This window comes from Caldicoprobacter sp., assembly GCF_047459465.1.
Lineage (GTDB): Bacteria > Bacillota > Clostridia > Caldicoprobacterales > Caldicoprobacteraceae > Caldicoprobacter.
On record NZ_VSCO01000067.1, the window covers coordinates 1 to 9,637 of the forward strand.

The 9,637-nt window shown below is 47.0% G+C and carries 9 protein-coding genes, 1 pseudogene and 1 other annotated feature; of the genes and pseudogenes, 1 reads left to right on the top strand and 9 read right to left on the bottom strand.

The annotated features are described in order from the left end of the window. The 9 genes and pseudogenes from FWJ59_RS05720 to trpE form a co-directional block, all read right to left on the bottom strand. Positions 1-386, bottom strand: a pseudogene (locus FWJ59_RS05720) (nicotinate phosphoribosyltransferase); the annotation flags it as partial. A gap of 83 nt (positions 387-469) precedes the next feature. Then, the gene (locus tag FWJ59_RS05725; protein ID WP_414481018.1) at positions 470-1,393 is read right to left on the bottom strand and encodes an NUDIX hydrolase; all 924 of its coding nucleotides are present in this window, start codon (positions 1,391-1,393) and stop codon (positions 470-472) included. 226 nt (positions 1,394-1,619) lie between these two features. Beyond that, complete coding sequence (gene trpA / locus FWJ59_RS05730) at positions 1,620-2,408, bottom strand: tryptophan synthase subunit alpha (RefSeq protein ID WP_025746941.1); 789 nt, start codon at positions 2,406-2,408, stop codon at positions 1,620-1,622. Positions 2,409-2,425: 17 nt separating this feature from the next. Beyond that, positions 2,426-3,601, bottom strand: coding sequence for a tryptophan synthase subunit beta (trpB, locus tag FWJ59_RS05735; protein ID WP_414481022.1), 1,176 nt, complete (start codon positions 3,599-3,601; stop codon positions 2,426-2,428). Continuing rightward, positions 3,591-4,220, bottom strand: a complete 630-nt coding sequence (locus FWJ59_RS05740; RefSeq protein WP_414481023.1) for a phosphoribosylanthranilate isomerase — start codon at positions 4,218-4,220, stop codon at positions 3,591-3,593. The genes trpB and FWJ59_RS05740 overlap by 11 nt, the downstream gene beginning before the upstream one ends. Before the next feature lie 176 nt (positions 4,221-4,396). Then, positions 4,397-5,191 (bottom strand): indole-3-glycerol phosphate synthase TrpC, encoded by a 795-nt coding sequence (gene trpC, locus FWJ59_RS05745; protein WP_414481019.1) that lies wholly within the window; start codon positions 5,189-5,191, stop codon positions 4,397-4,399. Then, positions 5,181-6,203, bottom strand: coding sequence for an anthranilate phosphoribosyltransferase (gene trpD, locus FWJ59_RS05750; RefSeq protein ID WP_025746945.1), 1,023 nt, complete (start codon positions 6,201-6,203; stop codon positions 5,181-5,183). The genes trpC and trpD overlap by 11 nt, the downstream gene beginning before the upstream one ends. Next, positions 6,193-6,771: an anthranilate synthase component II gene (locus FWJ59_RS05755; RefSeq protein WP_025746946.1), complete on the bottom strand. Its 579-nt coding sequence runs from the start codon at positions 6,769-6,771 to the stop codon at positions 6,193-6,195. Before FWJ59_RS05755 ends, trpD begins: the two co-directional genes overlap by 11 nt. 1 nt (position 6,772) lies before the next feature. Beyond that, positions 6,773-8,206 carry an anthranilate synthase component I family protein gene (gene trpE, locus FWJ59_RS05760; RefSeq protein WP_414481020.1) on the bottom strand — a complete coding sequence of 478 codons (1,434 nt, stop codon included), beginning with the start codon at positions 8,204-8,206 and terminating at the stop codon, positions 6,773-6,775. Positions 8,207-8,480: 274 nt separating this feature from the next. After that, positions 8,481-8,803, bottom strand: a binding site (T-box leader). 299 nt (positions 8,804-9,102) lie between these two features. On the opposite strand from trpE, the gene FWJ59_RS05765 reads away from it, so the two are divergent. Next, positions 9,103-9,637, top strand: a 535-nt coding sequence (locus FWJ59_RS05765) for a transposase (RefSeq protein WP_414481021.1), incomplete at its 3' end; no start/stop codon positions are given.

Below are 9,637 nucleotides of genomic sequence, written 5' to 3' on the forward strand. Positions count from 1 at the left end.
GCCTGGATGACCGGCCCTACAACCGTTACAATGGGCTCATTGGGAAATATGGGCGTACCCTCAGGAATTGCCCATACATCACACTCAAACTTGAAGTTTTCAAGGTACTTTAAGAACTCTTCGTTGAACATCTTCTTGCTGCGCAGGTACTCTATATCCTCCTCGGTAAAGCGCAGATTCTTTAAATATTCGATCAACTGTTCAACTCCCGCCATGATGGCAAAGCCACCGCCATCAGGCACTTTCCTGAAAAACATGTCAAAATAAGCTATGGTGTCCTTAAGCCCATGCTCAAAATAGCCGTTGGACATGGTAAGCTCATAAAAATCGGTGAGCATAGTGAGGTTCTTCTTTTCCTTCCAATCAATCCTAACCAATTCCTTCATCTCCTAGCACCTAAACTTTTATAAGATCATCGCACACCCATTCAATGAGGCGAAACGATGCCTCACGAATGTTCATATAAAATCTACACGACAACACTGCAATCCCATTGGGGATTGAATCTATACAGTTTTTCTTCACCGGCCCATGGCCTATTTTCATTATCCGTAGCTTCTATTACCATACCCGTTCTCAAAATTTCATCCCTAAACCAGTCCATTGCAAGCTTTTGGCCAGATATAGCTTCATAAACCCCTTTTAACTGCTCCATTGTAAAGCAAGCAGGCATCATACTTAAAGCCACAGGGGTAACCCATATCTTTCTTCTGAGTTGCAAAAGCCCGTAGGTAATTATCACGGCATGATCAAAAGCAATGCCCTCCGCTTCCAGCAGCTTGTACTCCCGCTTCACTACCCCGTTTTCTACCCTCTTTATGGCTTTGACTATACCATACAGCTGTTGATGATCATCAGAAAGGGTAAGTCTGAAATCTGTCTCCAGAGTAGAACCGTTTGAAGCAACAGCCTTCTTTTCATCCACAACCTCAAGGTTTGCCCTAAACCATTTAGCATCGCTGGCATCATCTCCGGCACTCACTTTCAATTTTGAGCCGTCAACCAAAGCCATGTAAGTGATGCTAACCACATGGGTGCGGGGGTCACGCCCCGGTGCACCCCAGGTATAAAGCTGCTCAAGGTAGACTTCATCTATACCGGTTTCTTCTTTGAGCTCCCGCAATGCCGCATCTTCCGGGGCTTCGTTACGGGTGACAAATCCCCCTGGGAGGGCCCACCTGCCTATAAATGGATGATCCCCCCTCTTTATCATCAGCACCTCTACATGTTTGGAAGACGTTGCGGAGGCACAGAGCTTTTCATCGTCTCGTACGGTAAATAGAAGCATATCCACCGTAAGTGCAGGATTGCTTGTAGCATATTTATCAGGATCATACTGCTTTAAAAACTCCTCTTCGGTCAAGCCTTGGGCGTTGACCATCTTGTCCGACATAACTTCTCAGCTCCTCAGTATTTTATACAACCTAATTTATCATCTTAAGGATAGTACTCATACATTTTTTTGTCAAGTTATTGTACGCTGCTGCACCCAATAATGTTACGCTTTTCATTTGGCCTCTTTTTATGTGGTTTAATAAAGGCTCAATGAAAAAGCAGCCCATTACACACCCCAAACCGCAAGCTGATTTTTAAAGATAATTATCATGTCTTTTAAAGCATCACAAAACTCGCTTAACACCTCTTATAAAACGGTATACGCTGTCGAGCATTTCATCTCTGCTGGCTGCCTTCTCTATCAGCGATACTATGGCGCTACCTATGATTATGCCGTCACAGTAGTCCTTAAGCTGCGATGCCATGTCCGGGTTTGATATACCAAACCCTATGGCTTTGGGCATATCTGTATATCTTGACACCTCTTCCATATAGTCCTTTATGTTGGTTTGAATCTCGTCCCTTTCCCCGGTAACACCGGTTGTGGAAACGCAGTACACAAACCCGCCTGCGTTTTCAACAATCTTCGGGATTCGCTGATGGGATGTAGGCGCAACGAGTGGGATAAGGTGTATGCCGTATTGTTTTGTTATGTCAAAAACCTCTCCCCTCTCCTCCAAAGGCAGGTCAGGAATTATAATTCCATCTATGCCAACATCGTGTGCTTCTTTCACAAACCTATCTATACCGTATTTAAATACCGAGTTATAATAGACCAGGTATATCAGAGGAATCTGTGTGGCCTGCCTGACTGACCTTACCATGTTCATTATATCGGCTATTTTTATGCCATTATTGAGCGCCCTCGCCGAGGCCCTCTGAATGACCGGCCCATCAGCCAGAGGGTCGGAATAGGGTATGCCCAGCTCGATGATATCCGCCCCCGCCTTTTCCATTTCAATGATCAAGTCGGCAGTGGCACCAAGATTAGGATCCCCGGCTGTGATGTAGGTAATAAGCGCTTTGCTGCCTTTCTCCCGCAAATCATTGAACACCATATCAATCCTGTTCATAGTCAAGTCCATCATGTTCATACTTCCACCTCCGGCAAGCTTGCAACTGTCTCAACATCTTTATCTCCCCTGCCTGATAGATTTACGATCACTATTTTATCTTTCGGTAGCTGTGGAACCAGCTTCAATGCATAGGCCACTGCATGGGCGCTTTCCAGAGCCGGAATTATCCCCTCTGTTCTGGATAGCTCCACAAAAGCCTCCACTGCTTCCCTATCTGTCACGGCGACATATTCGGCCCTCCCGATTTCCTTGTAATACGCGTGCTCTGGGCCTACCCCCGGATAGTCAAGCCCTGCCGAAATGGAATGTACGGGCATGACCTGCCCTTCGCTGTCCTGAAGGAGCAATGTCTTCATGCCGTGCAGCACGCCCACGCTCCCCTTTGCCATTGTAGCCGCGTGCTTTCCGGTCTCCAATCCCAATCCCGCGGCTTCAACGCCAATCAGCTTTACTTGCTTATCGTGATAAAAGGGATGAAATATGCCCATCGCATTGCTTCCACCCCCTACACAGGCAATGACATAATCCGGCAACCTCCCTTCCTTTTCCAATATCTGTGCCCTGGCCTCTTCCCCTATCACCTTTTGAAACTCCCTTACGATGGTTGGATAAGGATGAGGCCCCACCACCGAACCCATCACATAAAATGTGTCCTCTATTCTGGTTACCCAGTCCCTTATGGCTTCGTTGACGGCATCCTTTAAAGTGCCGGTACCCGATTCTACGCTGTGTACCTTGGCCCCAAGAAGCCGCATTCTAAACACGTTTAAAGCCTGCCTCCTTACATCTTCTTTGCCCATGAAGATCTCGCACTGCATGCCAAACATAGCAGCACCGGTGGCGGTAGCTACACCGTGCTGGCCGGCCCCAGTTTCGGCTATCACCCTCTTTTTCCCCATTCGTTTGGCCAGGAGTATCTGTCCCAAAACGTTGTTGATCTTGTGTGCCCCCGTGTGATTCAAATCCTCACGCTTTAGGTACACCTTGGCCCCGCTCAATTTCTCGGTAAGGTTTTGTGCAAAATACAGCGGAGTGGGCCGCCCCGCATATTCCCTTAGGTAATAGCGGTACTCCTGCATGAAATCCTCATCCTGTATGGCAGCGTTGAATTCCTTTTCAAGCTCGATCAACGCATTCATTACCGTTTCGGGCACATACTGACCCCCAAATATGCCAAATCTACCTGTTATGCTTTTCAAAGCTCCTCACCCTTTCTACAAATTCTTTCATCTTTTTGTAGTCCTTAAATCCGCCAGTTTCCACGCCGCTACTGACGTCCACAGCATACGGCTTTACTCTAGCTATGGCTGAACACACGTTGTGTGAATTAAGCCCTCCTGCCAAAATAAGCTTACTATTAAACGACACGCCTTCTAATAAACCCCAGTCAAACGTTTGGCCCGTTCCTCCATACCTTCCCTGCACCGCCGCATCCAACAGTATGCCATCCACCCGGTATTCGCCAGCCCGTACCAAACCATCTTCGCCTTTTACCCGTATGGCCTTCCACACCTCAACGCCGTACACGGCATATGCGGCGACCTCGTCAGGGGTTTCATCCCCGTGAAGCTGAACCACATCTAGGCCTAAAGCGCTGCAAGCCTCTTTTATAAATTCCCGGCTTTGGTTAACAAACACCCCCACTTTTCTTATGCCTTTATCCAGCCGGGCAATCAGCCTTTCGGCGTGCTGCAAATCCACCCTTCTGGGACTTTTCGCAAACACAAACCCCGCATAATCAACTTTTAACTCGTTGACGTAATCAATGTCCTGATACCTCTTAAGGCCGCATATCTTTATCTTAACCACCTTAAGGTCCACCTCCCCAAATGCCCCCTAGAGTACCTTATTCAAGAGCACCTATTTATTATTGGCCATTAAAAGCCCCTATGGTGTCTGCCACGCCGTCGACTTTAAACCTAGCCTACAGTAAACGTCCCGCTATCCATCGCATTATAAATGTTGAGCATCCTTAAAGAGGATCGTCATACAATCATCCCCTTAAACCTCCTGAGAGTCCCTACCACGTCGCTGGCCGTCATCAAGGTTTCGCCTATCAAAAAGGCATCCACCCCCATGGACTTAAGGCGCCTTATATCCTCACCCGACTTTATGCCGCTTTCCGACACCTTCACAGTATGCCTGGGGATTATCTTTATGAGCCTTTCGGTGGTATCAAGGCTTACTTTGAAACTCTTAAGGTCCCGGTTGTTTATGCCTATCATTTCTACACCGCAATCCAGCGCAATTTCAAGCTCACTCTCGTCGTGGACCTCCACCAGGCATTCCAGCCCCAGGGATTTTGCCAGGCTGTAAAACTCCTTCAAACGCTTCCCCAAGACAGCCACTATGAGCAGGACGGCATCGGCTCCCAGCGCCTTTGACTGATACAACTGATATGGGTCTACTATAAAATCCTTTCTAAGTACGGGACAGGAGACCGCCTGTTTGACCTGCTGCAGGAAAGCATCGCACCCCATAAAGTACTTATCCTCGGTCAAAACCGAGATAGCATCCGCCCCGCCCTCCTGATACATCCTGGCAACATCAACTGGCACTATATCCTCCCTTATAACGCCTCTGGAGGGGGATGCCCGCTTTATCTCGGCAATAATCTTTACTTCATCTTGACTCCCACAGCTGCTCTGGCGCAGCGCTTTAGCAAAATTTCTGTGTGGAGGCGCAAGTTGTATCTCCTTTTCCAGCACTTTTAACGGCTTCTTTCGCTTTTGCTCCTCCACGCACTTTTTCTTGTAAGCCACTATCTCGTCAAGAAACATGGCCCACCTCCCTGCTCACCCTTATAAATTCTTTTAATTTTTCATATGCCGCGCCTGAATCGATCAGATACGTGGCTTTTTCAAGCCCTTCCCTTATGCTCTCGGCGGCATTGCCGACATACAGCGCAGCGGCAGCATTCAACAGGACTATATCCCGTGCCGGCCCTCTTTCACCTTTTAATATCCTCATTATCAACTCAGCGTTGTGTTTTGCATCACCACCTGCAATGTCTTGTAGCCTCGCATAAGGGATACCATATTCAGCTGGGTCTATCTCATAATCGATTATTTCTCCGCCCTTAATCTCGCTCACAATTGTCCTTGTGGTGGTGGTAATTTCATCAAGCCCATCCATGCCATGCACCACCAGTGCCCTTTGAGTACCCAGGTTCTTGAGCACCTCCGCCAGGCTGTGCACCAGCCGCCTGTCATACACCCCTAAGACTTGACCCTTAACGCCAGCAGGGTTGGTGAGCGGCCCCAGTATGTTAAAGATAGTTCTTACCCCCAGCTCTCTCCGTGGCCCAACTACATTCTTCATGGACACATGGTAATGGGGAGCAAACAGGAAGCCTATGTGCGTTCTTTTGATGCACTCCACTACCATCTCAGGCGACATCTCAATCTTGACGCCCAAAGCCTCAAGCACATCGGCGCTTCCGCTTTTGCTGGACACCGCCCTGTTGCCGTGCTTTGCCACCTTCACCCCGGCAGCCGCAGCGATAATTGCCACAGCCGTTGATATGTTAAAAGTTCTGCCGCCATCCCCCCCGGTGCCGCAGGTATCTATTGCATAGTCATCTAGCTCCACTCTTTTAGCCTTAAGCCTCATGGAAACGGCGCATCCGGTTATCTCGGGAATGGTCTCCCCCTTCATGCGCAGCGCCACCAGGAAAGCGCCTATCTGCGACGGCGTAGCGTTGCCATCCATTATATCGTCCATGGCCAACGCCGCCTCCTGCTGAGTCAAATGCTCGCCCGACACTATCTTTTTCAGCGCTTCACTCAACACCTATAATCCCTCCCATGAAATTCCTCAATATTTTCTTTCCATGCTCTGTTAAAATAGACTCAGGGTGGAACTGTATGCCGTATACTGGCAGGCTTCTGTGGCTCACCGCCATAATGGTGCCGTCCGGCGTACGGGCCGTAACCTCCAGCTCCGGCGGTAGGCTCTTCTCATCCAGCACCAGGGAATGATACCTGGTTGCGCGTATGGGATTTTTTACGCCGCACAGTATACCTTTCCCGTTGTGTATCACCATGGAGGTCTTACCGTGCAGTATTCTATCGGCGCGCACCACTTTGGTACCGTAAGCATATCCTATGGCCTGATGCCCCAAGCAAATGCCGAGAAGGGGAATCTGGCCATTAAGCTTTCTTATAAGCTCTACGCATATGCCGGCATCTTCAGGTCTGCCCGGCCCCGGCGACAGCACTATCCTCTTGGCCCCTGAATCTATAACCTGCTCCACCGTCACCTCGTCGTTTCTGACCACTTCTACATGGGGATAGATTTCGCCAATGTACTGGTACAAATTGTAGGTGAACGAGTCATAGTTATCGATCAAAATCACCATCTCAGAGCACCTCCTTAAGTGCCATAGCCTTGTTGAGCGTCTCCTGGTATTCAAGTTCGGGAACAGAATCGTATACAATCCCTGCACCTGCCTGGATATACGCCTTTTGACCTTTGAAAACAATTGTCCTTATGGCTATACACATATCCATATTGCCCGTATAAGCAAAGTATCCAACCGCCCCCGCATATATGCCTCGCCTTGTATTCTCCAGCTCATCGATTATCTCCATGGCCCTTATCTTGGGGGCGCCTGATACTGTGCCGGCCGGTAAGCAGGCCACCAGGGCATCAAAGCAATCCTTGTCATCCTTGAGCCGACCCGACACGGTGGAGACTATATGCATAACATGCGAATACATATCCACACCTAGAAATCTGTCAACTTTTACCGAACCAAATTCGCTCACCTTGCCGATATCGTTTCTGCCCAGGTCCACCAGCATTACGTGTTCGGCCCGCTCTTTCTCATCCGCAAGAAGCTCCTCCTTTAATCTCTCGTCTTCCTCATTTGTCCTGCCCCTTGGCCTAGTGCCAGCTATAGGGTTGGTCTTTACCGTTCGTCCCTCAACGCTCACCAGGCTTTCTGGGGATGAACCAACGATTTGGAAATCTTCAAAGTCTATATAAAACATATACGGTGAAGGATTGAGAAAGCGCAGCTTTCTATAAGCGTCAAATGGCCTGGTATGAGTGATTACAGTCAGTCTCTGGGATAGAACCACCTGAAACACATCCCCGGCGGCTATATACTCTTTTGCTCTTTGGACAATTCCGCAAAAGCTCTCCTTATCGTAATTGGAATAAATGTCCTCCAGGCCGCTTGTCATATCAAGTGGATGAATCTCTTCCATTTTGATAATTTCATCTTTCATCCAGATCAATCTATCTACAACATCGCTGTATTCTACCTCGTCCTCCGGCAATACGTTGCAGATAATGGATACAATGTGATAAAAGTGGTCGTACACTATGATATCTTTGTAGAACATCAGATAAGCCTCTGGCACCTGAATTAAATCCGGATTTTTGTCGGGGAGCTTTTCGTACTGCCTCACCACGTCATAGCCCACATACCCCACCGCGCCCCCTGCAAAAGGAGGTAGTTCCACCCCCGATGCCGTGCCGTATCGGCTTATGTGCTTTTTTACCTCGTCAAGAACTTTACCGGTGACAATCTCGGTTTTGCCATCTTTCTCTATAAATACCTGGTCTCCATAGCTGCTAATCATCATGTAAGGGTTACAGCCCAGGAAGGAGTATCTGCCCCAGTTCTTGCCGCTTTCCACGCTTTCAAGCAGAAATTTTTTCTTACCCTTTAAACTGTAAAACAAGCCAATTGGAGTAAGCTCATCGGCATTCAGTTTCAACACCATGGGTACAACGCCGCCTTTTTCCCTCAATTTTCTAAACTCCGGTTCACTAGGAAATATCATTTTTGCTCACTCCTTTCGTTATTGAGTTAAATTTTTAAATAAAATGCTGTTCAAAAGCTTATAATGTCTCCTGCGAAGCCTGTGAAAGGCTAATGATGTCTAAATGTTTTGCCAAACATCTAAATGGTGCAAACCGAAAAATATTTATTTAAAGCAGTACATAAAAACAAAATCTTCAGCACAATAAGTGCAACCAATCTGTGTAAACAAAATCTTCAGCAAGTTGATTTTAAGCCAACTCAAAGAAATATAACGAAAAAAGGGTACCTCATCCACATGGGACGAGGTACCCCTCGCGGTGCCACCCAATTTCGGCCGGATTAGATGGCGGTTATATCAAAAAAGGCATTTCACCCTTTAGGGCGAAATGCCTGAGCACTCCGCTAGCCACCTAAACGCAGCCATCTCGTTCCAGGTACAGAAGCTTGCGCTTCGATACCCTGTCCTTTTAACGGTGGACTACCGGTTCATGCTACTTGAAGTTCGCACAACTTCTCCCGGGCCCATTCAACGGCACCCATCGGTACCGGGATCCCACCATCCCCGGCTCTCTGTGACCTGGCCATGCCGCCTACTCTTCCCGTTCATCGAATTTGGCTGTTTCTATGTTTTAATATTTTACATTAATAATATAAAGAAAGTTGATATATGTCAAGGGGTTAACAAGAGATTTCTCACAAAATTTTCTTCGCTTATGTTAGACCTTCAATTCGGCCAAGTTAACCGCTAAAACGTCTTAAACAAGATTCAGTACGAAAATTTTGTGCAAACAAGTGCAATGAAAATGTATAAATTTACCAATAATTGATATACCAATAATTACATGAAGGGTAATAGCCACCTTTGTCGAAATAGTTACTTATCACAAAAAAATAAACGAAAAGTGGTATTACCCTATGGGTAGAATAACATTTTCAGCTACTGATTGCAATACCAATGAGACTATTTCGGTGTGGCTGGCTTCAGTACTACAGTTTGCTCTCAATATTGGCTTTTTCAAACCTTTTGAAACTTTTAAACTCAACATGAAGAAGGTTCGCTATACCGTTACTCAGAAATTGTTTACCCTTATAGCTTCTATTATTATGGGATGTGAATATACCAAAGATATCAATGAAGTATTAGGCCTAGAAAGTGTGGCTGCTAATATGCTTTCTATGGAGCGATTTCCTGACCAATCGCAGATAAACAGATTGTTGACTCGTACTGATGAAGAAAGTGTAACCCAGCTTAGGAATATTCATAACCAGCTGTTTACGGAGCATAGTCACTCTATACATTCTCCTGAGCCAGTGGTAATAGATATTGATCAATCTGGTTTGTTGGCCAGCGGGAAGACCTATGAGTTTGCTAGCAAGGGTTATTTTCCCAATAAAGCAGGTAAAAAAGGTTATCAGCTGTCGGTGGCTTTTGCAGGAGAACATTCGGAGA